The sequence below is a fragment of the Chelativorans composti genome (assembly GCF_039541695.1).
In the GTDB taxonomy this organism is placed as follows: domain Bacteria; phylum Pseudomonadota; class Alphaproteobacteria; order Rhizobiales; family Rhizobiaceae; genus Chelativorans; species Chelativorans composti.
In genome coordinates this window covers 1-25175 of the sequence record NZ_BAABGS010000073.1, presented here as the reverse complement: position 1 = coordinate 25175, position 25175 = coordinate 1, and the positions used below count along the sequence as shown (strand labels likewise).

The window sequence follows — 25175 nt, the reverse complement described above, 5'->3', positions numbered from 1 at the left end:
AGGAGCTAACCATGGACTACGTCAGGACTGGAAAGGTGGATTGGACCGGCGACAATCCGCCCATCTATCTCAAGCTCGATCCGGCCGGCGACTGGTCGACGCTGGCGCTCTTCTTCCGGATCAACGCGTCGGATTACGGCCGGGGCCACATGACGCTGGTTCTAGAGGACCCGTACAGCAAGATCGGCGTGGAGAACCCCACGCGGCTCTGCTACACGGACAATGCACCGCTCGCTCGATACCTGATCAACGATTTCGTCCGCAAGTTCGGCCTGTTCCGTCCCGCTGGCGAAGCACTCGACGCGCTGCCAATCATTGACGGAGCCGTGTTCTCGGTGGAAGCTGATTATCCAAAACATGTTACGGAAATCGCCATTGCCGGGGACAATCGCGTCGATATGCGCTGGAACGATCTGCAGGACATGTTCGCGGTGGCGCAGCCCCCGCGCGACAGCCAGACCGGCATGCACGAGATGTTCTCTATCTTCCAGCCCGCTGGATCGGCGGCGATCATCTTGAACGGACGGCAACTTCCCGGACAGACAGTCGAACGCGACTTCTTCGACCGTCGGACGCAGTCGGCAGCGCTGGCTCACAGCGAAACCTGGATTCGCGCTTCGTAAGACGGCCTCAGAGCCGCAGGGGAAATGGCTGCACCGAGAAACCAGATGTCAAACGAGAATCCGAACGCGATCGCCTTTTCCAGGATGAATGCCGTGCGGCCGGTATGGACGGGCATGCGCCGTCTTTCCAGTCTGCCGGGACTTTCCGGCCGGATCATTCTGCATGCGGGACCGAAATTCCGGGATTTTTCAAGCATACCAGTTCCGGTCCGCAACTCCTTGATCTCGATCATACTTCGCGAAAAGTGGGCGGAGAACGTCGAGAGCGCCGAAATGCTTGTGCAGGACGGTTCGATTTCTGTCGAGCCGGCGCAGGAATACAATGTCTATGTCCCCCTCGCCGGAGCCGCGGGCCCTTCGACGATGCTGATCGAGGTCAGGGACGAGGCGGGGGATGGTGCCGCCTACAGCCCGCTTAACGAGGGCATGGAGCTGTGCACCCGGCTGGGTATTCTCCATCCGGACCTGCCCGCGCACCTCGAATGGCTGGATGGGGTTCTCGCGCCCTGGATCGATGGCCTGTTGACGGAGCGGCCACTTCCCCTCGGCCCCGTTCTACGGGAAGCCATAGCGCAGCAGGACGATTGTCATTCGTGCACGGTGGCAGGCTCGCGGCTGCTTGCCGCCGCGTTGCTCGATCGCGACGGAGGGCGGTCAAACACGTCGGCGATCGAAGCCTTCCTGGATGGCGCTCCGGCTTTCGCGCTCAATGTGTGGATGGCGATGTGCGGCCTGGTGGCGCGGGCGGCCGCTGGCGTTCCCGGCTCCACCCTGGTTGTCAATGCCGGGGGCAACGGCGTCCAGTTCGGCTTCCGTCTCGCGGGGGACGCATCGCGCTGGCACGTCAATCCCGCTCCGAGGATTCACGGCACCGTGGAACCGAGATTTGCGGGTGCTGAGGGGCTGCCCGCGCTCGGTGACAGCGCGATCGTCGACGTGATGGGGCTCGGCGGCCAGCTTCTGGATCAGGCCGTCCCGGTGCGCGAGGCGCTGGCGGCGCATCTGCCGGCCGGCATAACCGAGCGCCCGCGCAAATTCCTGTCCGGGACGCTCGATCTGTTCGGACGGCTAGCCGCGACCGATTGCTCAGCCGTTCTCGGTTCAAGCATCGGGCCGGTGATCCTGCTCGGCATGATCGACCGCCTCGGCGAGCGCGGTCGCGTGGGCGGCGGTTGCGTCGTGACGACCGGACCCGACTGGGCTCCCGGCTACGCCCGATAACCGCTGGTTTGGGGAGGAAAACGTGCGCTATCTCCATACGATGATCAGGGTAACGGACCTGGACGAGGCGCTCCATTTCTGGTGCGACATTCTCGGTCTGAGGGAAGTCCGGCGGCGGGAATCCCCGGAAGGGCGCTTTACGCTCGTCTATCTTGCAGCGCCCGATGATTTCGAGGCAGCGGCCCAGACGAACGCGCCCATTCTGGAGCTGACCTGGAACTGGGATCCGGAGAATTACACGGGCGGCCGGAACTTCGGCCATCTCGCCTTCGAGGTCGAGAACATCTACCGGTTCTGCGAAAAGCTTAAATACGCGGGCATTACCATCAACCGTCCTCCGCGCGACGGATACATGGCGTTCATTCGCACGCGCGAGGGAATTTCCATCGAACTTCTTCAGAAGAGCGACAGGCTGCCACCACAGGATCCCTGGGCGTCCATGCCGAATGTCGGGACCTGGTAAGCCGATGCAAGACGTTGTTTCCGCAAGCGCGAGGCCGGCATGAGAGACGATGGAATTGGCTCCATCCGGCGTCACGTCAATGACTGCCTCGAGCGGATCGACCGTTTCGAGGACAGGATCAGAGCCTTTGTCACCTTCGACCGAAGCGCGGTGCTTTCCCAGGTCGAGGGCAGGGCGGACTGGTTCCGCAACCGGCCGCTGGCCGGCATTACTCTGGGCGTGAAGGACATCATCGACGCGCTGCCGTATCCGACCGAATGCGGTACGCGTTTCCGCCGCAGCACCCAGCCGGTGCAGGACGCTGCTGTCGTGGCCCGGCTAAAGTCGGCCGGTGCGGTCGTGTTCGGTAAGACGGTCACGACCGAGTTTGCCTATTTCGCGCCCGGACCGACGCGCAATCCGTTCGATCTCAACCGGACGCCGGGAGGCTCGTCGAGCGGATCGGCGGCGGCGGTTGCCGCCGGTTTCATCGATGTCGGGCTTGGCTCCCAGACCGCCGCGTCCATCACCCGCCCGGCGTCCTACTGCGGCGTCGTCGGCTTCAAGCCCACCCATGGCCGCTACAGCCTTGCGGGCGTCAGGGGCCTCGCACCGTCATTCGACACACTCGGGTTTCTCTGCCGGGATGTCCCGACCGCGGCGCAGGTGCATTCGGTCATCATGGCCGCAGACCGGGTCGCGGAGCCGAAGGCGCCCGCCCGCGTCGGCGTTTGCCGCACGCCGTGGTGGGACATGGCCGAGGCGGCAACGCAGGACGCGCTGCTGAAGTCGGCTGTCTTGCTGTCGGCGGGTGCGGAGGTCGAGGAAGTCGGCCTTGACGATTTCGTGGATGGCGTCCGGCTGCAGGCGGAAATCATGGCCTTCGAGGCTGCCGCGATGATTTCGCCCGACGGGGATGTGCTCGAGCGGGATCTGAGCCCGGTACTGATGAAGATGATAGAGCTCGGGCGCGAGATGGATTACGCGCACTACCAGAAAAGCCTGCGGGATGCGGCGGAACTTCGCCGGCGTATCGACACGGTCTTCGAGACATATGACGTGCTCGTGGCTCCGGCCGCCCCCGGCGAGGCGCCCGAGGGACTTGCCTCGACCGGCGATCCCATTTTCAGCAGGCTGTGGAGCCTTCTCGGCCTGCCCACGATCACGGTGCCGGGTTTCACCGGGCCGTCTGGAATGCCCGTCGGAATACAGCTTCTCGCGCGAGCGGGACAGGACGAAGCCCTGCTTTCACATGCGCTTTGGGCCGAGCAGCTGCTGCCTGCGCCGAAGCGGTGGACGTCTGTTGGTATGGAGGTGTCTGATGCTTAACACTCAGTCTGAGGCCAGCGTTTCTGCGCAGGGCATGACTGAAAGGCACGAACGCTTCGGAAGCGACGACTACGTCGTGTTCAAGAACGTCCAAAAGACCTACGACGGCGAGCATCTGATCGTGAAGGATCTCAATCTCTCCGTCCGGAGGGGCGAGTTCCTGACGATGCTGGGGCCGTCCGGTTCCGGCAAGACGACCACGCTGATGATGCTGGCCGGGTTCGAGACGGCGACCGGCGGCGAGATCTACCTGGACACCCGGCCGATCAACAAGGTGCCTCCGCACAAGCGTGGCATCGGCATGGTCTTCCAGAACTATGCCCTGTTCCCGCACATGACAGTGGGCGAAAACCTCGCCTTCCCGCTCGAGGTCCGCAAGATGCCGAAGGAGGAGCGGGAGGTCCGCATCAAGCGCGCCCTGGACATGGTGCAGATGAGCGCCTTCATCAACCGCCGACCCGCGCAGCTTTCAGGCGGCCAGCAGCAGCGCATCGCGCTTGCCCGCGCGCTGGTGTTCGACCCCAAGCTTGTGCTGATGGACGAGCCGCTGGGCGCGCTGGACAAGCAGCTACGCGAGCACATGCAGTTCGAGATCAAGCGTCTCCATACCGAGCTCGGGATCACGATGGTGTACGTGACCCACGACCAGGGCGAGGAGCTCACAATGTCGGACCGGATCGCGGTCTTCAACGATGGCCGGATCCAGCAGCTGGCTTCGCCGGAGGATATCTACGAGCGGCCCGTCAACAGCTTCGTTGCCCAGTTCATCGGTGAGAACAACAAGTTGCTCGGTACCATAGAGAACGTATCGGGCGGCCGGGCGGCCGTGCGGCTGGACAGCGGGGAGGTCATCGAGGCAACGCCTGCCACTTTCATGTCGAAGGGGCACCGGACGGTTGTTTCCATCAGGCCGGAGAGGGTCTCCTTCGGGCCTGCTTCCGAGCCCGGCACGACAGCGTCGATGGAAGGCGAAGTCCTGGAGATCATCTACATGGGCGACATTCTTCGCACGCGGCTGCGTTTGGGCGGAACCGACAGCTTCATCGTGAAGATACCGAATTCACCGGACCATTGCCGTCTCAATCCCGGTGAAAGGGTCCAGGTCAGCTGGAAAGTGCAGGACGCACGGGCACTGGAGGCTGCCTGAACCTGAATATCGAGTGACTTTCATCCTGCTATCTATCTACCGGACGACGAGGGGAGGAGGACATGAAACAGATAGCGCTGTCTCTTTGTGTATCTTGCATTGCATTTTCTGCGGCCCAGGCCGACGTGACGGTCATGTCGTGGGGCGGAGCCTACGGATTTGCCCAGAACGAGGCGCACCTGAAGCCGTTCACGGCCAAGACCGGCATTCGCACGGTCATGGTCGACACGGACAATGCGGCCGCGCCGATCAAGGCGCAGGTGGACGCCGGCAACGTCACGGTGGACGTGGCGTCGATGGAGCTGGCCGACGCAATCCGTCTGTGCGACGAGGGCCTGCTGGAGACGATCGATCCTGCAATTCTCCCGGATAGCAATGACGGAATCCCGGCAGTCGACGACTTCTTCTCGGGCGGTCTGACCGATTGCGCTGTCGGCACCGACCTGTGGGCGAACATCATCGCCTATGACGCATCGCGGTTCGGCGATGCCTGGCCCTCCAAGGCGGCCGACTTCTTCGATCTCGAGCGTTTCCCGGGCAAGCGCGGCCTGAAGAAGAGCCCGAAGGCCGTGCTCGAGCTTGCGCTCATGGCTGACGGCGTGCCGGCTGCAGAGGTCTACGGCCTCCTGCGCACGCCGGAGGGACGCGCGCGCGCCTTTGCCAAGCTCGACGCGATCAAGCCCCAGATCGTCTGGTGGGAAGCGGGCGCGCAGCCGCCGCAGCTGCTGGCGGACGGCGAGGTGGTCATGACCACCGCCTACAACGGCCGTATCTTCAACGCGCGGGTCGATGAGGGCAAGCCGTTCGAGATCATCTGGGATGGCCAGATCTCCGAGCTCAATACTTACGTTATCCCGAAGGGCGCGCCAAACCTGGAGGAGGCGTTCGAGTTCCTCAAGTTCGCCACCTCGACGGACGGGCTGGCGGCGCAGGCGAAGTACATTTCCTACGGGCCCGCGCGCAAGTCGTCCAATGCGGTCGAAATCATCTACAAGGACGGCGTTACCGTGATGGGGCCGAACCTGCCGACCGCGCCGGAAAACATGGTCAATGCGCTCGAGACCTCGCTGGATTTCTGGGTCGACCACGACACGGAGCTCAACGAGCAGTTCAACGCATGGCTAGCGACAAACTGATCGCCTGAGCGGGCAAGCCCGGGGTCACCTGTCCCCGGGCGCCCCATTGCGGTTCGCGGGAGAAACCGATGGCAAATTCCTTCGCCTTTTCAATGGCTCCGGTCGATGTATCGCAGGACGGGGAGACCCTTCGCAGGTCACTCCACCGCGCGCAGATGAAGGCCAAGATCAAAGCGCTGCTGCTGGTGTCGCCGCTCCTTCTGTTTATCGTGGTGACGTTTCTGGTGCCGATCGGGCAGCTGATGATGCGCTCGGTCTATCACGACGGCTTTTCAAGCAACGCGCCCAACCTGGCGGCCTGGTTCGAGATCAATCCGGAAGGCACCGCGCCGACCGAGGAGGCCTATGCCGCGCTGGTGGCCGACTTGCAACTGATGAACCAGACCAAGACCGCGGGCGGAGCCGGAACGCGGATCAACTACTCCGTTCCGGGCGCACGGTCTCTCTTTACGTCGACAGCGCGCGCCGCGAAGAACCTGCAGCCGCCGTTCAAGGAGGCGGTGCTGGCGCATGACGCGCGCTGGGAGGATCCGCTCCTGTGGACGGCCATGCGCAACGCTGCCTCTCCCTGGACGCTCGACTTCTATCTGACCGGCATGGATATGCGCTACGGCAAGGATGGCGGTGTCGAGCTCCTGCCGTCCGGGGAGCGGATCTATCTGTGGCTCTATGCCAAGACTTTCATTCTTTCCGGCATCATCACGCTGATCTGCCTGCTGCTGGCGTTTCCGATCGCGCACCTTCTGGCGACGCTTCCGCCGAAGACGTCGAACCTGCTGATGATCCTGGTGCTGCTGCCGTTCTGGACATCGCTGCTGGTAAGAACGACGAGCTGGATCGTCCTCCTGCAGGGGCAGGGCGTGGTCAACAGCCTGCTCGTCGCCACGGGATTGATTGACGACAGCGGCCGGCTCTCCATGATCTACAATCAGACGGGCACGATCATTGTCATGGTCCATATCCTGCTGCCGTTCATGGTGCTGCCGCTCTATTCCATCATGAAGGTCATTCCCGCCAGCTACGTGCGCGCGGCGCGCAGTCTCGGGGCGACGCCCTGGACGGCCTTCTGGCGCGTCTACCTGCCACAGACGCTGCCGGGTATCGCGGCCGGCGTGCTGCTCGTCTTCATCCTGGCCGTGGGCTACTACATCACCCCGGCGCTGGTCGGTGGGGCGGACGGACAGCTGTTCTCCAACCAGATCCAGTTCCACATGTCGCGGTCGAACTGGAGCCAGGCGGCGGCGCTTGCAGCGATGCTGCTGGCCGGCGTGCTGGTGCTCTACTGGCTCTATGATCGCCTGATCGGCATCGACAAGCTCAAGCTGGGGTAAGGAGGGGCCAATGAGATTTCCAGCCTATGCCACCGTGTCAGACCGCCTCTTCTACTACGCCTATATCGCGGTCTGCGCCCTGATCTTCGCCTTCCTAGTGGCGCCAATCCTGGTCATCATTCCGCTGTCGTTCAATGCCGAGCCCTACTTCACGTTCACCGAGGAGATGCTCAGGCTGAACCCGGAGGGCTACAGCCTGCGCTGGTACCGGATGCTCGGAGCCCTTGGCATGCAGAACCCGGACGAGACGGGACTTGTCCAGTGGTGGAGCGATCTCTGGGCGAATGCCACGTGGGTGGATGCGGCGAAGAACTCGCTGATCATCGGGTTCTGGACCACACTGCTGTCGACGGTGCTGGGGACGCTGGCGGCGCTCGGCCTCTCCCGGCCGGAGATGCCGTTCCGCAGGCTTATCATGGCGATCCTGATTTCGCCGATGATCGTCCCCATCATCATCGTCGCCACGGGCATGTTCTTCTTCTTCTCCAGTCCGTGCGACGTGATCGGGCTCGAGTGCGGCAGGCTCACCTCAACCTATACCGGGGTGGTGCTTGCCCACACGATCCTGGGCACCCCCTTCGTCATCATCACGGTGACGGCGACGCTGTCGGGCTTCGACCGGTCGCTCACGCGGGCGGCGGCAAGCCTGGGGGCCGATCCGTGGACGACGTTCCGTTGCATCGTTCTGCCGCTCATCTTCCCGGGCATCGTGTCGGGCGCTCTGTTTGCCTTCGTCACCTCCTTCGACGAGGTGGTGGCCGTGCTCTTCATCGCCGGACCTGAACAGCAGACGATTCCGCGGCAGATGTGGAACGGCATCCGCGAGCAGATCAGCCCTGCCATCCTGGCGGTTGCAACGATCCTCGTCGTTCTCTCCGTTGCGCTTCTGGCCACCGTCGAGCTGTTGCGGCGGCGAACGGAGAGGCTTCGGGGCGTCGCCTCCTGATCGCAGGCACGTGCGCTTGCAGATCGCAAGGCATCCCCGCATGCGCGAAAAAATCCAAGGGCCGGAGGTCACAGGGGGCCGGCCAGGCGGATTCGCGCATGCGGGGGCATCCCCGGTGATGGCACCCTTCTGCCGGGCCGAGGGGGCGCGAGGGGGCGGGCAGCGCCGTCCCTGGCGCGACAAAATGATCCGCAGCCGGATATTGGCAGAGATGACCGGCAGGGCAACCATTGCACCGTTCCTGATGCTGATTCAGGGGGGTAGGCGATGGGGCTCGTGATACAGATCGGACCCAAGGATACATTCAACATCGCTGAGCGCCGTTTCCGGCTCATCGAGGCGTTTCCGGAGACGAATACGGCACATATCCAGGAGCTCGGCGAGGAACCGCTGCTCGTATCCTACGAGAAGTGGACAAAGATTTCCGGCAGCATAGCGCTGCGGCTGACGCAGGTATCGAGCCGGTTCTCGGTCAAGGTCGACATCGAAGCGCCTCAGACCATTCCCATCTGGCGGAATGGCAAGAGCTGGGTGGAGCGCGAGGACGTGGCGCTGCTTGCGCCCGTGCCGATCATGCACCTGGAGTCCGGCCTGGAAACCGTCCAACAGTATGGCCGCGTCGCCTTCGGCAGCATGGCGTGGGAAAGGTTCGACGCGCTCAGCGCCATGCTGCAGGGAAGGCCGTGCCAGGTGTTCATCTATGCCTCGCACGGGCAGCCCGCGCCGGTGCCGCATGTCACCTGGGTTGCGACCTATCTGCGCTGGGTGGAGTCGCGGAACGGCGCACACCGAGACGGACTCAAGTACCGTCCCAAGTCCACGTTCAACGATCCGTCGGACAACCTCGGACACTGGGCAATCTTCTGGGAGGTGACCGATCTGCGGAAGCTGGAACCTGCCGAGCGGATTCCGATGGACAGGTTCCGGGGGCTCGACCAGAAGAAGAACTACCTCAAGACGTTCAGGCCGGAAGGCCCGGTGCTCGTCGAACCGTTGTGAGACGAATGGATGCTCCGTGGCGAACGGCGCGGCGTCAGCCGCGGGGCGGCATTTTCCGGTGGAAGCGCACTCGAAATTCCCGCGACGATCCGCCAGTATGTGCGCCGGCGGGGGCCGGCCGCCTGTGTGCGAGGCAGGGGGATTGCCGATGATGCGGTCACCGGCCGCCCGGAGACGAGGAAGCAGATGCACCTGGGAGGAAAGACAGTCGCATGGGCCTGATTACCTATCTGACGCGCATACAGTTCGATTTCGGCGCCACGGCGCTCATCCGCGAGGAGCTCGCGATCCTTGGCGCGAGCCGCCCGCTGGTCGTCACGGACGCTGGGATCGTTCGCGCCGGGATCATCGAGTACGTTCTCAAGACAGGCGGTCTCGACCCGAAGCTGCCGGTCTATGACGGAACGCCCGAGAACCCCACCGAGGCGGCGGTGCTGGAGGCCCGCAATCTCTTCCTCAGCGCCGCTTGCGATTCGATCCTCGCGGTCGGGGGCGGGTCTTCGCTCGACCTCGCCAAGGGCGTGTCGCTGCTTGCCACCCATGCCGAGCCGCTGGAGCAGTATGCGGCGATCCTCGGCGGCATGGGCAAGATCACCGCGAAAAAGCCGCCGGTCATTGCGGTTCCGACGACGGCGGGAACCGGCAGCGAAGTGGGACGGGCCGCGCTGATCACGCTGAACGACGGCCGCAAGCTCGGCTTCATCTCGCCGCACATGATCCCCGAGGTGGCAATCTGCGACCCGGAACTGACGCTGGGCCTGCCGCCCTATCTCACCGCAGCCACGGGCATGGATGCCATCACGCACTGCATCGAAACCTACCTCAGCCCGCGCGACAATCCTCCGGCGGAGGCGATCGCTATCGACGGGTTGAAGCGGGCAATGCGGCACATCCGCCAGGCCGTCAGCGACGGGTCCGACCGGCAAGCGCGCCGTGAGATGATGATGGCTTCGTTGCAGGGCGGTCTCACCTTCCAGAAGGGCCTCGGCGCCGTTCACAGCATGTCGCATGCGCTGGGCGGACTGCAGGAGCCACGGCTTCATCACGGAACGCTCAATGCGGTGCTGCTGCCGGCGGTGCTGCGCTTCAACGAGCCGTCCGCGCCGGAGAAATATGCGGAAATCCGGAAGGCCATGGAGCTGGCACCCGAGGCCGACCTGGCGGAAGCCATTGCTCAGCTCACGAAGGAGCTGGGACTGCCGCGGACGCTTGCCGAAATGGGCGTGCCCCGCGACTGCCTGCCGGCGATGGTGGATCGCGCTTTCCTCGACCACAGCACGGCAACCAATCCGCGCCCCATCACGCGGGACGATTTCGCTGCGCTGTTTGAAGAGGCAATGGACTACTGATCCGGTGAATTTGAAGGGAGGCGGGAACGCTGTAGGTCGCTGACCGGCAAGTCCCGGCTCTCGCAACGTCCGGCAGGTGCGCGGCCTTGGCCGAGGTCGCCATGATGGCGCGGCTGGGCGGCAGGCATGCAGTGTCGCGCCGGCAGGCTTGCGCCCCCATTCCGGTTCCGACTGAACAGGTTCGCATCCTAGCGAGACGGTCGAGCCGAGGCCAAGCCCGACCGTCACCGCAACGCCCGAAGCGCGTTCAGGATAACCGCGACGTCGATCACCTCCTGCAGGAGAGCGCCGGCGACAGGCGGAAGATAGCCGAAGGCCGCGACGACCATGGCCACGACCGACAATCCGAGACCGACGATGACGCTTTCGAGGGCGATGCGGCGCGTGCGGCGGGCAACGCTCACCGCCACGGCAAGCTTGTCGATACGGTCGACCAGAAGCACCACGTCGGCGCTTTCGGCGGAGGCCGCCGAGCCGCGCGCACCCATGGCGACGCCGACGGTGGCGCTGGCCAGTGCGGGCGCGTCGTTGACGCCATCGCCCACCATCAGGACAGGGGCTCCCGCCGTTTCCTGTTCGACGATCCGGAGCTTGGCCTCCGGCGACAGCTCGCCATGGGCCACGGCTACCGACAGCTGGTTGGCAACGGCATCGACGACATCCTGACGGTCGCCAGAGGCGATGACGATCCGGTCCATTCCGGCGGCCCGGAGCCTGTCCAGCGCGGAGGCCGCGTCGGGCCTGAGATCGTCCGCAAGCACGATGATACCGGCGAGCCTACCGTCGACCGCCACGGCCACGACGACGGCTCCCTCAGGCAGGCCATCGCGCAGGGAATAGGGATCGCGATCCGGGGCGATGCCGTGGATGAAGCCGCTGCCGCCCACCACGACGTCTCGCCCTTCGACGGTCCCGCGTATGCCGGTGCCGCCGACTTCGGTGACACCGGAGGGGGTGGACAGATGCAGGCCCCTGCCGCGCGCTTCCCGCACCAGCGCCCTGGCAATGACGTGGCCAGAAGCCTGGTCGAGGGAAGCGGCCAGACGCAGCATTTCGGTGGCGTCCCAGCCGTCCACCGTCCGCATGGCGACGATATGCGCCTCGCCGAAGGTCAGCGTTCCCGTCTTGTCGAGGATGGCTGTCCTCACCTTCGCCAGCATTTCGAGGGCGCCGCCGCTCTTGATGAGAACGCCCTCGCGGGCGAGCCGCGACATTCCAGCGATGAGTGCAACCGGCAGGGCGAGGATCAGCGGGCAGGGCGTGGCCACGACGAGCACCGCCAGCGCGCGGATCCTGTCGCCTGTGATCCACCAGGCCGCGCCGGCGATCAGGAGGGTGAGCAGCAGGAACCAGACCGCGAAGCGGTCCGCGATGCGGACGATGGGCGCCTTGCGCTCCTGGGCCTGCCGCACCAGCCGGACAATGTTCGCGTAGGTGCTCTCCCCGGCCGCCCTGGTAGCGCGCAGATCGAAGGGTGCGCCGACATTGGCGGAGCCGCTCAGCACCTCATCGCCCTCCCGGAGCTTTGCCGGCAGACTCTCGCCCGTGAGGGCCGAGAGGTCCAGCGTGGCGCCTTCAGAAAGCAGAACGCCGTCCACCGGCGCCACTTCGCCCTGGCGCACGAGGATGCGGTCGCCGGGCCGGAGCTCGCTGATCGGTACGGTTTCGATGGTGCCATCGACATAGCGGCTCGCTTCACGGGCAACACGGTCGAGAAGTGCGGTCATTTCCCGGCGCGCGCGACCCTCGGCGTAGCTTTCGAGGAACTGACCGCCGGAATACATGAGCGCAACGATGTTGCCCGCCAGCGGCTCACCAAAGATGATGGCCGCCAGCATGGACAGAGCGGCCACCAGGTCGAGGCCGACTTCGCCGCGGCGCAGGGTGGTGACGATCTCCAGCATCAGCCCGGCGAGAACGATGGCCGTGCCGGCGGACCAAATCCAGTCCGCCGAGGGCGTGCCGGCGAGCCAGAAGACGAAGCCGCCGATCAGGCCGGCTGTTGCGACCGCAACGAGGAAGGTGCGTGACGAGAGTATCTGCATCGGGTTGTGCTAGGCGCCCAGCGCGAAGGAGCGGAGGCGGGAAGAAGAGATCGGTTTCTTTGGCTTGCCCCGCCGCGCCCGTGGCGCGCAAGAGCGGTCAAGCAGGAGGACCCATGCGGAACAAGAGTGGGCGTGTTGCCGTCACGGCGGAGGGCACTGCCGACGCAATCATGACCAAGAAGTGCTACCGATGCCATCTTCGCTCCGTCATGGCTTCCCGCCTTCGCCAAATCCGCTCCCTGTCCTGTGCCAGCTTAGCATCCGGGGGACGTTGCGCAACTCACGGGGGTGAATTGGCTCTGAAGCGGGTTGCCGCGGAGCCAATGACGGCATCGTGCCCACGGCGAGCCTGATCGTCGGCGTAGCCTCGGCCGCGCCGGGCGCCCGAGGAAATCCACCGCCGGCGTCAGGAGGAGGAGAGGTCGAGTCCGGCGAGGATTTCCTCGGTATGCTCGCCCGGAAGCGGGGGAGGGGCAGAGACGCCGGGACCGTCATGGGCGAAGCGGAAACCGGCGTTGAGGATGGACGTGCGGGAGACGGCGGGGTTCGGCACGTCGATCTCGAGCATCAGGTCGCGGCCCTCCAGCTGTGGCAGCTTCAGCACCTCGCGCACGGGACGCACGGCCCCGGCGGGTACGCCCGCTTCCGAAAGGATGGCTTCCCATTCGAGCGCCGTCCTGGTGCGAAAGGTCTTGGCCAGCTCTTCCTGCAGTTCCTTGTCGTTGGCCATGCGGGAATCCGGGTCCGCAAAGCGCGGGTCAGCGAGCAGGTCGGGCCGCCCGATGGCCGCGCAGAGCCGCTCGTACTGGTATTGCTGCACGGCGCCGATGGTGATTGCGTTCTCGGCGGTCTCGAAGGTGTCGGCGGTGGGGGCGAGCGAGAAACCGCGGTTGCCTGTGCGCTTGGGCTCGATGTTGGAGATGACCAGCGGATTGATGACCGAGGACATCATGACCAGCGAGGCATCGAGCATGGAGATGTCGATGTACTGGCCGCGCCGCTCGGGGTCCCGCTCGCGCTGTATGTATGCCGCCTGGATAGCGAACGCGGCAAGGAGGGCGCTGTAGGTGTCGACGATGGGAAAGCCGATCCGCATCGGTCCGCTGTCCGGCTCGCCGGAAAGGCCCATCAGTCCGGACACGCTCTGGATGATCTGGTCGATTGCCGGGTAGTCACGCATCGGGCCCTCCTGGCCATAGCCGGAGATCGAGCAGAAGATGATGCCCGGGTTGAGCTCGCGGGCCGTCTCATAACCCAGGCCGAGGCGGTCGATCACGCCGGGACGGAAGTTCTCGACCATGATGTCGGAGGTGGCAATCAGCCGCCGCGCCGCCTCGCGCCCGAAATCGGTCTTCAGATCGAGGATGACAGATTTCTTGCCGGCGTTGGCTCCGATGAAGGGTTCGGCCATTCCGCGCAGTTCCCTGCGCTGGGTGTAGTTGCGCAGAACGTCGCCGGTGGGGGGCTCGACCTTGATGACTTCCGCCCCGAGCAGACACAGGAACTGGGTGGCCAGCGGCCCGGCGATCACATGACTGAAATCCGCGATGCGGACGCCTGCGAGTGGTTGTGCCAATCCTGCTCCTCCCTTTTTAGTTCATCAATTGAACTAATGGAAGGGGTATGTCAAGCCGGATCAGTCGTCGCCATCCGTGGCGATGGCCGCAGATGTACCTGTCCGGCGGGCCTGCCGCTCGCCAAGATGGACATAGAGCCTGTTGAGAAGGTCGAAGAACTGCCTTCGCTCCCTGTCGCTGAAGGTCTCGAAGATCGCGGCGTGCTGGGCGGTGACCCGTTCCGAAATCTTCTCGTAGCGCGCCTGTCCCTCGGCGGTGAGCTGCAGGGCGTTGAAGCGCTTGTCGGCGGCGGCCTTGGCGCGCTCGATCAGGCCGCGTGCTTCCAGTTCCTTGACCAGCTTGGTGATGGCCGATTTCTTGAAGACCAGCGTTGCCGCGAGGTCGTTCTGGGAAATGCCGGGGTTCAGGGCAATGACACTCAGCACCGCAATCTCGCCGTGCTCGGTGGCGAGGTCACCAAAGAACTCGGCGTTCTCGGCGCGGATATAGGCTCGCAGGGCACGCGTCAGGAACGGCAGATTTTCGCGCAGGGGGCCGAGGATCACCCGGTCCTGCTGCACCTCGTCCGATGTGCCCGCCATGTTTGTCGCCCTCCTTCGGCCGGTCGCTGACTGTCCCCTGCGCCAGAACTATCCGCCTGCTGACTATCGCCGGCGCCGAAAGCTGTCAAACGTGGCGGCTTGACGTCCCTCAAATTAGTTCTAAAAATGAACTAAAAAAAGGAGGAGACCTTGCCGCAACCATCGCCGTTTGAATCCCGGCGAGCTGCCGGAAGCCGGCTGGAACACGCCTTCGAGGCGCGCGACCGGAATCAGCCTGCCGCCAGCCTGCCCCGCATCGGCATTTTCGGTAATGGTTTCCCCGAGACGCTGGTGGCGGCCGCCGGCGGCGTGCCGGTCCATCTGTCGATGGGGCAGCTGTCGGAGAAGACGGCTATCGACGAGATCATAGAGCCATTCGTCGACGAGGAAGTCCGCATCTTCCTCAACCGCCTGATGAACGGAGAGTTCGCCGATTTCCTCGGGATTGTCTTCGCCCGCGACGACGCGCCGGCGCTGGTCGCCTACCAGTACGCCTGCGAATGGGTGCGGCAGGGCCGGGCTCCGGCGGCGGTTCCGCCGATGTTCCTGTGGAATCTGGTGCATGCCACGACGCCGGCAGTCGAGCGCTTCAACGCGATCCAGGCTGAAAAGCTGTTCGATTTCCTGAACCGTATTGGCCTCAACCGGCCGGATGACCAAGCCATCGCGGAGGCCGCGGCGGCGGAGGGCCGCCGCCGGAAGGCTCTGGAGAGGCTAGGGGCGTCGGGGGTATCCGGCACGGTGGCAATGCGCTGGCGCAACGCCGGCCGCTTCATGACGGCGGGCGAACATGCGGATCTGCTCGATGCCGCGCTCGGCGAGATTGAAGGCGGAGCGCGTGGCGGCCTGCGCATCGGGGTCATAGGGTCGCCGCTTCTGTCTCCCGCTTCCTACGAGCTGTTCGAGGGCTTCGGGACTATCGTCTGCGACTGGCAGCCGTGGGGCGCCGTCTGGCCGGGCCCTGGGAACGATAAGTTGACATTGCCCGAAATCCTGCGCGCCACGGCGGCGGATCCTTCGTGTCCGCGCATCGCCCCGACCACGGCTTTCCGGACGGCTCTGCTGGACGCCGTCACAGAAGCCCGGTGCGAACTGGTGCTCTGCCAGCTTGCGCCGACCGACGACACGATTGGCTGGGAAATCCCCGCAATCGCTTCCGCTCTCGGGGAGAGGGGCATCGCCTTCGTCAACCTGGGTTTCCGCGAGCCGGATCAGGACACCTGGCACGAGCGTGCCGCAGCGCTCATCTCCGCCAAGCTCGAGGCCCGCAAATGACCAGTACCTATGTGCCGCTCGAATCCACGAAGTTCGCGACGAACCACCAGCGGGAATGGGCCAAGGGATTGCAGGCGCAGATCACGTCGGGGGCAAAATACGCCTTCGTCAATGCCGACACGCCGCATGAGCTCTTTCATTACATGGACGTGCCGCTGGTGACCAACCAGTGGTGGTCGGCGATCATCGCGGCGAAGCAGCTTTCCGAATACTACTTCGACTACATGGAGACCCTCGGATTCCATGACCGGCTCGCGCGCTATTCCAGCCTTCCCCTGATCGCGGAGCTGGAAGGCGATCGGGAGCGGCAGCCGTGGGGCGGTCTGCCGAAGCCATCCATCCTGTGCGCGCGCCAGAGCGCCGATGATCACCAGAAGATCTTCTCGCTGTGGGCGGAACGGACGGGCGCGCCGCTCTTCCTGCTGTCGTCGCCGGCGGTGCCAGACCCGCATCCTGAATGGTGGCGGCTGGCGCGCAGCGACTGGGAGAGCTTTTACGGGAGCGACAGGCTCGATCTCATGGTGGCGGAGTTCGAGGCGCTCGTCGAGGAGCTTGAGAAGCTCACGGGCCGCCCGTTCGATCACGACGGCTTCGCCCGGTACATGGAAGCGATCAACGAGCAGGAGCGCATCTTCGAGGAGGCATCGGAAATTCTTGCCAGTGCGCCGCGCTCCCCGATCCGCATTTCCGAGCAGATCCCGAACGTGATGATCCCGCAGTGGCACCGCGGATCGGAATGGGCGCTTTCGCATGCGCGGCGCTTCCGCGATGAGCTGGCCGAGCGCGTCAGGGCGGGTTCAGCCGTGGTGGAAAACGAGCGCATCCGCATGATGTGGATCGGCGCCGGGCTCTGGTTCGACACGAGCTTCTATTCGGCCTTCGAGGAAAGCCACGGGGCGGTGTTCGCCTGGTCGATGTACCTGCCCTTTGCGGCTGATGGCTACATCCGCGAGATCAAGGGCGATCCGCTGCGGGCGCTGGCGGCGCGCGTGTCCGCCATGAACGAACAGCTGCACCAGCCGCCGTGGGTCAACAGCTGGCTGGTCGAGCAGGCAAAGAAATACCGGATCGACGTGGCGCTGATGCTCATTCCCGAGCACGACCGCTTCTCGGGCCATGGTTCGCTGTTTGCGAAAAAAGCCCTGGAGGAAGCAGGCGTTCGCGTCATCGAGGTCTGGTCCGACATGGTGGACAAGCGCCAGTGGAACAGGGATGAAATGGTGGCCCGCGTCAGCGCGGTTCTCGACGCCGTTCTGGCGGAGAAAGGCGTTTGACTTAGTTCATTCGCTTAACTATCATCCCGATTGGCATACGACACTGGCGAGCGAAGGGGAGGAGCGCCGTGGGTGCATTGGATGGGCTGAAGATTGCCGACTTTTCCTGGGTTGGCGCGGGTCCGCGGGCGACCAAGGATCTGGCCGACAACGGCGCGACGGTTATCAAGATCGAATCCCGCAGACGTCTTGATCTCGGCCGCTTGTCTCCGCCCTTTGCCGGCGACCCGAAGGACGTTGACGGCTCGGCCTTTTTTGCGCAGACGAACACCTCCAAGAAGAGCGTCACCATCAACCTGTCCGATCCGCGCGGCATCGAGGCTGCGAAGAAGCTCGTGGCCTGGGCGGACGTGGTGGTCGAGAATTTCGGCTATGGCTTCATGGAGCGCATCGGGCTCGGCTACCAGGAGCTCAAGAAGAACAAGCCTGACATCATCCTCGCCAGCGTGTCGGTCGCCGGTCGAACGGGGCCGATGGCCGGGTTCCGCGGATATGGCAATTCCGCCGCGGCGCACTCGGGTCACGCGTGGCTGACCGGCGAGGCGGGGAGCCCGCCGCAAATGCCGCCGCTCGCCTATGGTGACGTGGTGGCTCCAATGTTCCTTACCGTCGCGATCCTCGCCGCGCTCGAACATCGCGCCCGCACTGGCGAGGGCCAGCACATCGACGTCTCGCAGATCGAGCCGATGGTGCATGTCATCGCCGACCTCTACGCGCAGGACGAAATCGAGAAGACCGGCAACGACGACGCCGGTTTCCTGGTCCACGGTGTCTTTCCAACGCTGGGCGACGACCAGTGGATCGCCATCGCCATCGAGAACGAGGCGCAGGCCGAGGCGCTGAAGCGCACGCTTGGCATCGGGAGCCTCGACCGCGAGGCCATTTGTGCTGCCACCAGCACAGAGGACAAGTTCGCGCTTTTCGACAGGCTTGCCGCCGCCGGGATTCCTGCTGGCCCGGTGCTCGACGGCAAGAACGTTTTCGAGAACCCTGAGCTCAGAGCCACTGGCCATTTCGTGAAGCTCGATCACCCGGTGCTGGGGCCGTCTACCATGCCTGCCCCTCCCTATCTCCTGCATGGGACGCCCGCCCGGGTTGATCGAGCGCCGTGCCTTGGCGAGCACAACCGCGAGGTCTTCGTCGACATGCTGGGCCTCGATGCGGCGGAAGTCGAGGCTCTGATAGCAGAAGGGAGCCTCGCATGAGCATGCTGGCTGGACTCAGGGTTCTCGAGATCGCCGACGGGCTGACCGATTTCGGCGGCCGCATGCTGGCGGAGCTCGGCGCTGACGTGGCCGTGGTGTTGCCCGATAGCTGCACCAACCGAGCCCGCCGGCTTGCCTGGCACCATGGCAAAACGATCCTCTCCCCGGACGATAGGCAAGCGATCCGCAAGCTTGCGGTGAAGGCCGATGTGGTGCTTGACGGCCAGCGTAATGGAGACCGTTTCGGCCTCGATGAGGCGGTATCGGACAACACCATTTATGTCCGCGTTTCGCCCTTCAGCGCCGAGGGACCATATGCCGGGCGTCCGGCAACAGATCTCACGCTTTTTGCGCTTTCCGGGCTCATGCACGTCACAGGCGAGCCGAACCGCCCGCCGCTCAAGTTCCCCGGCCAGCAGGCCTATGCGTTAACCGGCATCCAGGCTGCGACCGCCGCCCTGCTCGGTCTCTATGCCCGCCGGCGCACGGGCAGGGGCCAGAAGGCGGATCTTTCCGCGTTCCAGAGCGCGACGCTGGCGAATTACCGCGAAGCCATCATGTACGAATGGACCGGCAGGATCGGCCGCCGCCATGGTAACCTTCTGGTGCGTGGCAAGTCGGGCGTGCGTCAGATCTGGCCGTGCAAGGACGGATACGTCACCTGGTCGATGATCGACAATCCGTCGATGATGCGCGCAGTCGTCTCCGTCATGGAGGAAAAGGGCGCAGCCGGCGAGCTTAGCCGGATCGATTGGGAGAACACGCTCGTGGCGAACACTCCGCAGGAAACCATCGAGCGTTGGGAAGCCATCATCGCCGACTTCTTCGCCGGTCATACGCGCGAGGAGCTCGGCAACTGGTCGCTCAAGCTGGGTTGGGGCCTCTCCGTGATCTACAGCCCCGAAGACGTGCGCGACAGCGAGCATCTCAAGGCGCGCGGTCTGTTCGTCACGGTGACGGACGAAGAGACTGGCAAGGCCGTGTCGGTGCCGGGACCGCTGTTCCGCTCGGCGCAAACCGATGCCCCTCGGCGTACGCTGGGCAAGCCGGTCCCTGCCTCAACCTTCACGGGATGGGGTGAGCAATGAGCGCGCTGGAAGGTGTCAGGGTCGTCGATTTCTCGAAGTTTCTGCCTGGGCCTTACTGCACCTGGCTGCTCGCCGACATGGGGGCGGACGTCATCCGCATCGAAAACCCCCGGGAAATCGCGAAGCAGGCCAAGGTGTTCGGCTGGGACAGGTTTTCGGACGAAGAGCGCAGGGCGCTCCGCGAAACCGACATTCTTGCCCGCAACAAGCGTTCGGTAATGCTCGACATTGGTGACGCGGCGGCGCAGGAGGCCATCAGGGCGCTGGTCGCCACGGCCGACATCGTCGTCGAGGATTACCGGCCGGGCGTGCTCGACGGCATCGGCCTCGGCTATGAGGCGCTCAGGGCGGTGAAGCCCGACATCATCTACGTGAGCCTCACGCTTTGCGGGCAGACCGGTCCATACCGCGACAAGCCCGGGCATGATCCGATCGCGCTAGCCATATCCGGTGTGCTGTCGCGCGTCGGTGAAAATCCGGAGGCTCCAAGCTTCCCTGGCATACCCGCCGCTGACGTGGTGACGGGAACGCATGCCGCCTTCGCCACGCTCGCCGCCTACATCGAGCGGCAACGCACGGGAGAGGGGCGGCACGTGGACGTGGCGATGACCGATTGCGCGATGAGCCTGCTCGTCAACGTGCTGTCGCGCCATCCGGACCTTTCCTCCATCCCGCCGCGCGGCACGCGGCGCACCGACATCGGGTTGTGGCGGACAAAGGATGGAGCCTTCATCTGCACCACCGACATGGAACCCCGGTACTGGCGGGCGTTCTGCGAGGCGGTGGGGCGGCCGGAATTCATCGAGAGCCAGAATGACGCCGCGCGCCGCGGGGAAATCCGCGCCGAGCTGGAGAAACTGTTCGCTTCCCGCACCCGCGAGGAATGGATCAGGATCCTGGAAACAGCCGGAACGCAGTACGCTCCGGTCAATGGCATATCGGAGGCGCTGGCTGACCCGCATGTGCGCGCGCGGGGCATGGTGATGGAACTGGAAGGACCATCCGGCCGCACCGTGCGTCAGCTCGGCCAGCCCGTCCGGCTAACGGGGGAGACCAGGATCCGGAACCTGGGCCGTTCGCCCGGAGCCGACACGGAGGAGGTGCTGTCGGAACTGGGGTTGTCGAGGGAGACAATCGACCGGCTCAAGCCCAGGGTAACCTGAGGCGAAAGATTGTCAGAAGAGAGGGAGGAGGAGATGACAATCAGATCAATAGCAATGGCGCTGTTCGCGGCGCTGGGCACGGCTGTCGCATCCGGCGCCGTGGCCGCGGCCGAGTTCGAGCTCACCTACTCGACCACCTATTCACCGACACATCCGTACGGGAAGGCGGACGAGGCGTGGATCAAGCGGATCGAAGAGCAGACCAACGGCCGCGTGAAGATCACCGCGTTCTGGGGCGGCGCACTCATCAACAGCCGTGAGGGCATAGACGAGCTCAATGCGGGCGTGGCGGACATGGCCTATATCGCGCCGATCTATGCGACGTCCGGCTATGACCTCAACCGGCTCACCCCACAGTTCTTCTACGGCTATGGCGACGCGCTGAAGGTTCTCGAAGTCTACATGCAGCTCTGGAAGGAGTATCCGCAGTTTGCCGAGGAACTCGGCGGGGCGCAGGTGCTCGGCTACAACGTGGGCACGCCGATGCATCTGATGCTGCGGGAGAAGCCGTTCCACCAGCTGTCGGATCTCCAGGGTTTGCGCATCCGCTCAGCCGTAGACTATATCGGCGCGCTCAAGGCGGCCGGCGCAGAGGGCGTAACCATGCCGATGACCGAAACCTACCCGTCGCTGCAGCGCGGCGTTCTCGATGGCGTCATCGCTCCCTACGAGGCCCTGAAGTCCCTGAGCTTCGCGGAAGTGATCAAGTATTATTCGGAACTGCCGCACAGCCGCGGCGCCTATCCGTCACGCGCGATCAATGCGGCGGCCTGGGCTCGCCTGCCCGACGACATCAAGCAGGTGTTTCTCGACAACATCGATTTCCTCACCAGGACGACCTACGAGCTTTCGCAGGCCGCCGAGGATGAAGGCAAAGCCTACGGAGAGCAGCTCGGCGTCCAGTTCAATGCCGTGGCGCCTGAGGTGATCGCCGAGTATTCAGCCGCCTTCGAACCTGCCGCGCGGGAGACGGCGAGAGAGCTCGACCAGAAGGGGCTGCCGGGCACTGAAATCTTCGAGAAGATCCGCGCGGCCATCAACGACTAGGGCGGGAGAGCGCCTTGCTGTCCGGGCAAGCCGGGAGCGGCAAGGCGTCACCGGACGGACCATGGATTTCATAGACACGACCCTGAAACGCATTTGCGGCGCGGCCGGCGTCATTGGCATTGCAGCCATTCTCGGCCTGATGGGACTGACCGTCGTTACCGTGGTGCTGCGCGCCATGCGGATCGCGTTCCCGGGCACATATTCGCTGTCCGAGCTGCTGCTGATCCCTGCGGTGAGCATCTCGATCGCCTATGCCGCCATGTACAACGAGCACACGCGGGCGGTGATCTTCGTGGAGCGGATCTCGAACGCGAGGCTGCGCCACTTCATCCATGGCCTCATGCTGATCGTGGGGTCGCTGTTCTGGGTCGTGGTGGCATGGGCAACCATCAAGGAGGCGATCCGCAGGATGGCGCAGAACGAGCTCTCGCCCATCATCAATGTGCCGGTGGCTCCATTTCGCTGGGCCATGGCGGCGGCTGTCATCCTGTGCGTGATCGTGCTGCTCTGGCAGGGCTTCAAGCTGCTCAGGGGCGTTCCGGTCGAAGATGAATCAGAACACTACGCGGAGCCGAAGGAATGACCGCGCCGACCGTTGGCCTGATCGGAATTCTTGTCCTTTTCAGCCTGATCGGCTTCGGCATGCCGATCGGCTTCGCGATGGGCCTTGTCGGCTTCACAGGGTTCGCGTTCCTGGTGAGTTTTGACGCCGCCATCGTCCGGACGGGCGTGACCACCTACAACCTTGCCACCAATTATGCCATCGGCACGGTGCCGCTGTTTCTCTTCATGGCGCACATCCTGTTTTCGGCCGGTATCGGCAGGGATTTGTTCGACTTTGCCGCCAAGTGGATCGGCCGGCAGCGGGGTGGTCTGGCAATGGCGACCATCGGCGCTTCCGCCGGATTTGCCTCGGTCAATGCATCCAGCCTGGCGGCCACAGCGACGATGGGACTCATCGCGCTGCCGGAGATGCGTAAGCACAACTACAGCCTGTCGCTCGCCTCGGGCAGCGTGGTGGCGGGCGGCACCATCGGCTCGCTCATCCCGCCCAGCGGGATGCTCATCATCTACGGCATTCTCACCGAAACCTCGATCGGGCGGCTTTTCTCCGCCGGCATCATCCCCGGCATCCTGCTCGCGCTCTTCTACATGATCGCGGTCGGCATCTGGTGTCGAGTCGATCCCGCGGCAGGCCCGCGCGGGCCGAAGTATTCGTGGCGGGAAAAGCTCCTGAGCTTCACCAAGATCGGGGAGGTTCTCGCCCTGTTCGTGCTGGTCATGGGCGGCATCATCGGGGGCTGGTTCACCGCCACGGAAGCCGGGGCCGTGGGGGCGGCCGGAGCCATTCTCATCGCCCTGATCCGGCGGCGGCTCACCCTGCAGAGCTTCCGCAACGCCATCTACGCGACGCTCAAGACGACGGGCATGATCTTCGGCATCCTGTTTGGCGCGATGGTCTTCAACAGCTTCGTCACGGCAACGACCATCCCCATGCGGGTCATCGATTTCGTGGCGACAGGCGATTTCCCGCCCATGGTGGTGCTGCTTCTGATCCTGCTGATCTACTTCTTCCTCGGGATGATCCTCGATGCCTCGGCAATGATGACGCTGACGGTGCCGCTGTTCTTCCCGATCGTCACGTCGCTCGGGTTCGACGCCATCCTGTTCGGCGTGCTGGTCGTGCGCATGACGGAGATCGCACTCATCACGCCGCCGGTGGGCATGAACGTGTACGTCCTGTCGGGCATCGCCAAGGACATACCGATGACAACGATGTTCCGGGGCGCCATGCCGTTCGTTGCGGCTGACGTCCTGCACGTGACGGCACTCATCCTGTTCCCGCCGCTGGTGCTCTGGCTGGCCTATCTATGAGCGAGGGCGAGCGAAAACGCTGGGCGCTGGTGTCGGCCACCGGTGTACTCACCGGACTGGGGCACGGGTTCGGCGCCTTTGCGGTTTCCGCTCTCCTGAAACCCCTCGCCGTCGACCTGGAGACGGGGAGGGGCGCCGTTTCGATGGCGATCGGGCTCGGCAGACTCGTCAGCGGACTTTCCTCTCCTCTGGTCGGGCGCATCACCGACCTCCATGGGCCGCGCCTCATCGTGATCGGCGGCATGATGCTTTCGGCGTTCGGCCTGTTCGTGCTCGCCTTCGTCCAGACGGAACTCGGCCTCTATGCCGCCTGGTCGCTGCTCTTTTCAGCGGGAACGGCGGCGGGGTTCACCGTCGCGCTCGACAAGCTCGTGGTGGCGACCGCCGCGCGCAAGCGCGGCATGGCACTGGCGGTGCGGTTCTCGATATCGGCGGTCGTGGCGACGCTGATCGTGCCGGTCGTCAGCCTCATGGTCGAAAGCATCGGCTGGCGCCAGACATGTCTTGCCTGGGCAGTAATCCTGCTCCTACTGATCCCGATACCGGCAATCTGGTTCCGGCGAGAATTGATCGCGGAAAACGTAAAAGGGGAGAGGCCGGCGCCCCTTGCTTCCCACGCCTCCACCGTGCCGCCCAAAAGCCAATCCTTTCTGCGGGACACGAATTTCTGGCTCATCGCGGTGGCGCTCTGCGCGCAGGCTTCCGTCACCACCGGGCTCACGGTGCACCTGCTGCCTCTGATGACGGACCACGGGCTCGATCCGGTGTTCGCAGGAACGCTGTTCGGCGCGATGATCCTCATGACCATTCCGGTGCGGCTGCTGGCGGGCTTTGTTGCCGACCGGATGCACCCGCGGCTGCTTCCCGCCCTGCTCGGCGGCCTTATCGCGCTGGAAGGCCTTGCCATCTGCAGCTTTCCGCTGGCGCCCGGACTTCCGTCCGTGCTCGTCGTCGTGTGCGCGCTCGGAACCGCCGCCGGTGCGCCGATGGTCCTCGTGCTCGTCATCTGCAACGAACTGTTCGGCCAGTCGAGCTTCGGTACGATCCAGGGCAGCCTGATGATGGTCCAGGTGCCGGGGACGATGCTCGCGCCGGCGCTGGCTGGCTATGTCCACGATTTTACAGGGTCGTATGCCCTGGTCATCGCTGGCTTCGGCATAGTGCTGATTGCGGGCGGTTCGACACTTGGTTTCGTGCGGATACCGGGACGGCGGTAGCGGGATTTACGTTCGCACAGTGAAAAACCTTCCGGCAGCTGCGCGCGGATGATGCAGCCGGGGCCATTGTGCGAGCGGAAAGCCGGCCCATCCACAATGGCTGCGCTTGAGAAGGAAAGACATTTCGTCAAGCTTGCGATACCTAACGCGGTGCGGGCAGTGGCAAGCGTGGAGACATGGCCTCATGGAATTGCGCCAATTGAAATATCTGCTGGCAGCGGTGGAGTGCGGAAGCCTCGGCAAGGCCGCCGCACAGCTCGGCGTGGCCACGTCCGCACTCAGCCAGCAGATCAGCCGGCTCGAAA

General features: G+C 64.4%; 23 protein-coding genes. 20 read left to right on the top strand and 3 right to left on the bottom strand.

Annotated elements, in window-relative coordinates; all coding sequences use genetic code 11:
• Positions 1–11: 11 nt before the first annotated feature.
• From ABD906_RS13720 to ABD906_RS13675, 10 genes are all read left to right on the top strand, one after another.
• Positions 12–623, top strand: coding sequence for a hypothetical protein (locus tag ABD906_RS13720; protein WP_345099983.1), 612 nt, complete (start codon positions 12–14; stop codon positions 621–623).
• Positions 624–668: 45 nt separating this feature from the next.
• The gene (locus ABD906_RS13715; protein WP_345099982.1) at positions 669–1844 is read left to right on the top strand and encodes an oxamate carbamoyltransferase subunit AllG family protein; all 1176 of its coding nucleotides are present in this window, start codon (positions 669–671) and stop codon (positions 1842–1844) included.
• A gap of 22 nt (positions 1845–1866) precedes the next feature.
• Positions 1867–2307, top strand: coding sequence for a VOC family protein (locus ABD906_RS13710; RefSeq protein WP_345099981.1), 441 nt, complete (start codon positions 1867–1869; stop codon positions 2305–2307).
• A gap of 39 nt (positions 2308–2346) precedes the next feature.
• Positions 2347–3615, top strand: a complete 1269-nt coding sequence (locus tag ABD906_RS13705; protein ID WP_345099980.1) for an amidase — start codon at positions 2347–2349, stop codon at positions 3613–3615.
• A 34-nt stretch (positions 3616–3649) separates the two neighbouring features.
• Positions 3650–4762 (top strand): ABC transporter ATP-binding protein, encoded by a 1113-nt coding sequence (locus ABD906_RS13700; protein WP_345100147.1) that lies wholly within the window; start codon positions 3650–3652, stop codon positions 4760–4762.
• Between the two features lie 62 nt (positions 4763–4824).
• Entirely contained in the window at positions 4825–5898 is a 1074-nt protein-coding gene (locus ABD906_RS13695; RefSeq protein WP_345099979.1) for an ABC transporter substrate-binding protein, read from the top strand.
• Between the two features lie 68 nt (positions 5899–5966).
• Complete coding sequence (locus ABD906_RS13690) at positions 5967–7229, top strand: ABC transporter permease (protein WP_345099978.1); 1263 nt, start codon at positions 5967–5969, stop codon at positions 7227–7229.
• A gap of 10 nt (positions 7230–7239) precedes the next feature.
• Complete coding sequence (locus tag ABD906_RS13685) at positions 7240–8175, top strand: ABC transporter permease (RefSeq protein WP_345099977.1); 936 nt, start codon at positions 7240–7242, stop codon at positions 8173–8175.
• A 267-nt stretch (positions 8176–8442) separates the two neighbouring features.
• Positions 8443–9174, top strand: coding sequence for a hypothetical protein (locus tag ABD906_RS13680; protein ID WP_345099976.1), 732 nt, complete (start codon positions 8443–8445; stop codon positions 9172–9174).
• A 212-nt stretch (positions 9175–9386) separates the two neighbouring features.
• Positions 9387–10523, top strand: coding sequence for an iron-containing alcohol dehydrogenase (locus ABD906_RS13675; protein WP_345099975.1), 1137 nt, complete (start codon positions 9387–9389; stop codon positions 10521–10523).
• 224 nt (positions 10524–10747) lie between these two features.
• Here ABD906_RS13675 and ABD906_RS13670 read toward each other — a convergent pair whose 3' ends face one another.
• The 3 genes from ABD906_RS13670 to ABD906_RS13660 all read right to left on the bottom strand — a co-directional run bounded on the left by ABD906_RS13670 (position 10748) and on the right by ABD906_RS13660 (position 14726).
• The gene (locus tag ABD906_RS13670) at positions 10748–12568 is read right to left on the bottom strand and encodes a heavy metal translocating P-type ATPase (RefSeq protein ID WP_345099974.1); all 1821 of its coding nucleotides are present in this window, start codon (positions 12566–12568) and stop codon (positions 10748–10750) included.
• Positions 12569–12974: 406 nt separating this feature from the next.
• Positions 12975–14144, bottom strand: a complete 1170-nt coding sequence (locus tag ABD906_RS13665) for a CaiB/BaiF CoA transferase family protein (RefSeq protein ID WP_345099973.1) — start codon at positions 14142–14144, stop codon at positions 12975–12977.
• Positions 14145–14204: 60 nt separating this feature from the next.
• Entirely contained in the window at positions 14205–14726 is a 522-nt protein-coding gene (locus ABD906_RS13660) for a MarR family winged helix-turn-helix transcriptional regulator (protein WP_345099972.1), read from the bottom strand.
• A gap of 150 nt (positions 14727–14876) precedes the next feature.
• On the opposite strand from ABD906_RS13660, the gene ABD906_RS13655 reads away from it, so the two are divergent.
• The 10 genes from ABD906_RS13655 to ABD906_RS13610 all read left to right on the top strand — a co-directional run.
• Positions 14877–16001 carry a 2-hydroxyacyl-CoA dehydratase family protein gene (locus tag ABD906_RS13655; protein ID WP_345099971.1) on the top strand — a complete coding sequence of 375 codons (1125 nt, stop codon included), beginning with the start codon at positions 14877–14879 and terminating at the stop codon, positions 15999–16001.
• Positions 15998–17275 (top strand): 2-hydroxyacyl-CoA dehydratase, encoded by a 1278-nt coding sequence (locus ABD906_RS13650; protein ID WP_345099970.1) that lies wholly within the window; start codon positions 15998–16000, stop codon positions 17273–17275. The genes ABD906_RS13655 and ABD906_RS13650 overlap by 4 nt, the downstream gene beginning before the upstream one ends.
• A 68-nt stretch (positions 17276–17343) precedes the next feature.
• Positions 17344–18480: a CaiB/BaiF CoA transferase family protein gene (locus tag ABD906_RS13645; RefSeq protein WP_345099969.1), complete on the top strand. Its 1137-nt coding sequence runs from the start codon at positions 17344–17346 to the stop codon at positions 18478–18480.
• Positions 18477–19568, top strand: a complete 1092-nt coding sequence (locus ABD906_RS13640; protein ID WP_345099968.1) for a CoA transferase — start codon at positions 18477–18479, stop codon at positions 19566–19568. The genes ABD906_RS13645 and ABD906_RS13640 overlap by 4 nt, the downstream gene beginning before the upstream one ends.
• Positions 19565–20731 (top strand): CaiB/BaiF CoA transferase family protein, encoded by a 1167-nt coding sequence (locus ABD906_RS13635; RefSeq protein ID WP_345099967.1) that lies wholly within the window; start codon positions 19565–19567, stop codon positions 20729–20731. Before ABD906_RS13640 ends, ABD906_RS13635 begins: the two co-directional genes overlap by 4 nt.
• Before the next feature lie 33 nt (positions 20732–20764).
• Positions 20765–21778 (top strand): TRAP transporter substrate-binding protein DctP, encoded by a 1014-nt coding sequence (dctP, locus tag ABD906_RS13630; protein ID WP_345099966.1) that lies wholly within the window; start codon positions 20765–20767, stop codon positions 21776–21778.
• Between the two features lie 61 nt (positions 21779–21839).
• Positions 21840–22361 carry a TRAP transporter small permease gene (locus ABD906_RS13625; protein WP_345099965.1) on the top strand — a complete coding sequence of 174 codons (522 nt, stop codon included), beginning with the start codon at positions 21840–21842 and terminating at the stop codon, positions 22359–22361.
• Positions 22358–23653, top strand: coding sequence for a TRAP transporter large permease (locus ABD906_RS13620; RefSeq protein WP_345099964.1), 1296 nt, complete (start codon positions 22358–22360; stop codon positions 23651–23653). The genes ABD906_RS13625 and ABD906_RS13620 overlap by 4 nt, the downstream gene beginning before the upstream one ends.
• Positions 23650–24870 carry an MFS transporter gene (locus ABD906_RS13615; RefSeq protein ID WP_345099963.1) on the top strand — a complete coding sequence of 407 codons (1221 nt, stop codon included), beginning with the start codon at positions 23650–23652 and terminating at the stop codon, positions 24868–24870. Before ABD906_RS13620 ends, ABD906_RS13615 begins: the two co-directional genes overlap by 4 nt.
• Positions 24871–25054: 184 nt before the next feature.
• The coding region (locus ABD906_RS13610; protein WP_345100145.1) for a LysR family transcriptional regulator at positions 25055–25175 on the top strand (121 nt) is incomplete at its 3' end.

Excerpts from the sequence above, each read along its gene's own strand:
- dctP (WP_345099966.1), top strand. The coding sequence starts at position 20,765 with ATGACAATCAGATCAATAGCAATGGCGCTGTTCGCGGCGCTGGGCACG.
- ABD906_RS13620 (WP_345099964.1), top strand. The coding sequence starts at position 22,358 with ATGACCGCGCCGACCGTTGGCCTGATCGGAATTCTTGTCCTTTTCAGC.
- ABD906_RS13650 (WP_345099970.1), top strand. The coding sequence starts at position 15,998 with ATGACCAGTACCTATGTGCCGCTCGAATCCACGAAGTTCGCGACGAAC.
- ABD906_RS13715 (WP_345099982.1), top strand. The coding sequence starts at position 669 with ATGTCAAACGAGAATCCGAACGCGATCGCCTTTTCCAGGATGAATGCC.
- ABD906_RS13675 (WP_345099975.1), top strand. The coding sequence starts at position 9,387 with ATGGGCCTGATTACCTATCTGACGCGCATACAGTTCGATTTCGGCGCC.
- ABD906_RS13705 (WP_345099980.1), top strand. The coding sequence starts at position 2,347 with ATGAGAGACGATGGAATTGGCTCCATCCGGCGTCACGTCAATGACTGC.
- ABD906_RS13640 (WP_345099968.1), top strand. The coding sequence starts at position 18,477 with ATGAGCATGCTGGCTGGACTCAGGGTTCTCGAGATCGCCGACGGGCTG.
- ABD906_RS13660 (WP_345099972.1), bottom strand. The coding sequence starts at position 14,726 with ATGGCGGGCACATCGGACGAGGTGCAGCAGGACCGGGTGATCCTCGGC.
- ABD906_RS13685 (WP_345099977.1), top strand. The coding sequence starts at position 7,240 with ATGAGATTTCCAGCCTATGCCACCGTGTCAGACCGCCTCTTCTACTAC.
- ABD906_RS13635 (WP_345099967.1), top strand. The coding sequence starts at position 19,565 with ATGAGCGCGCTGGAAGGTGTCAGGGTCGTCGATTTCTCGAAGTTTCTG.
- ABD906_RS13680 (WP_345099976.1), top strand. The coding sequence starts at position 8,443 with ATGGGGCTCGTGATACAGATCGGACCCAAGGATACATTCAACATCGCT.
- ABD906_RS13625 (WP_345099965.1), top strand. The coding sequence starts at position 21,840 with ATGGATTTCATAGACACGACCCTGAAACGCATTTGCGGCGCGGCCGGC.
- ABD906_RS13615 (WP_345099963.1), top strand. The coding sequence starts at position 23,650 with ATGAGCGAGGGCGAGCGAAAACGCTGGGCGCTGGTGTCGGCCACCGGT.
- ABD906_RS13700 (WP_345100147.1), top strand. The coding sequence starts at position 3,650 with ATGACTGAAAGGCACGAACGCTTCGGAAGCGACGACTACGTCGTGTTC.
- ABD906_RS13720 (WP_345099983.1), top strand. The coding sequence starts at position 12 with ATGGACTACGTCAGGACTGGAAAGGTGGATTGGACCGGCGACAATCCG.
- ABD906_RS13690 (WP_345099978.1), top strand. The coding sequence starts at position 5,967 with ATGGCAAATTCCTTCGCCTTTTCAATGGCTCCGGTCGATGTATCGCAG.
- ABD906_RS13695 (WP_345099979.1), top strand. The coding sequence starts at position 4,825 with ATGAAACAGATAGCGCTGTCTCTTTGTGTATCTTGCATTGCATTTTCT.
- ABD906_RS13670 (WP_345099974.1), bottom strand. The coding sequence starts at position 12,568 with ATGCAGATACTCTCGTCACGCACCTTCCTCGTTGCGGTCGCAACAGCC.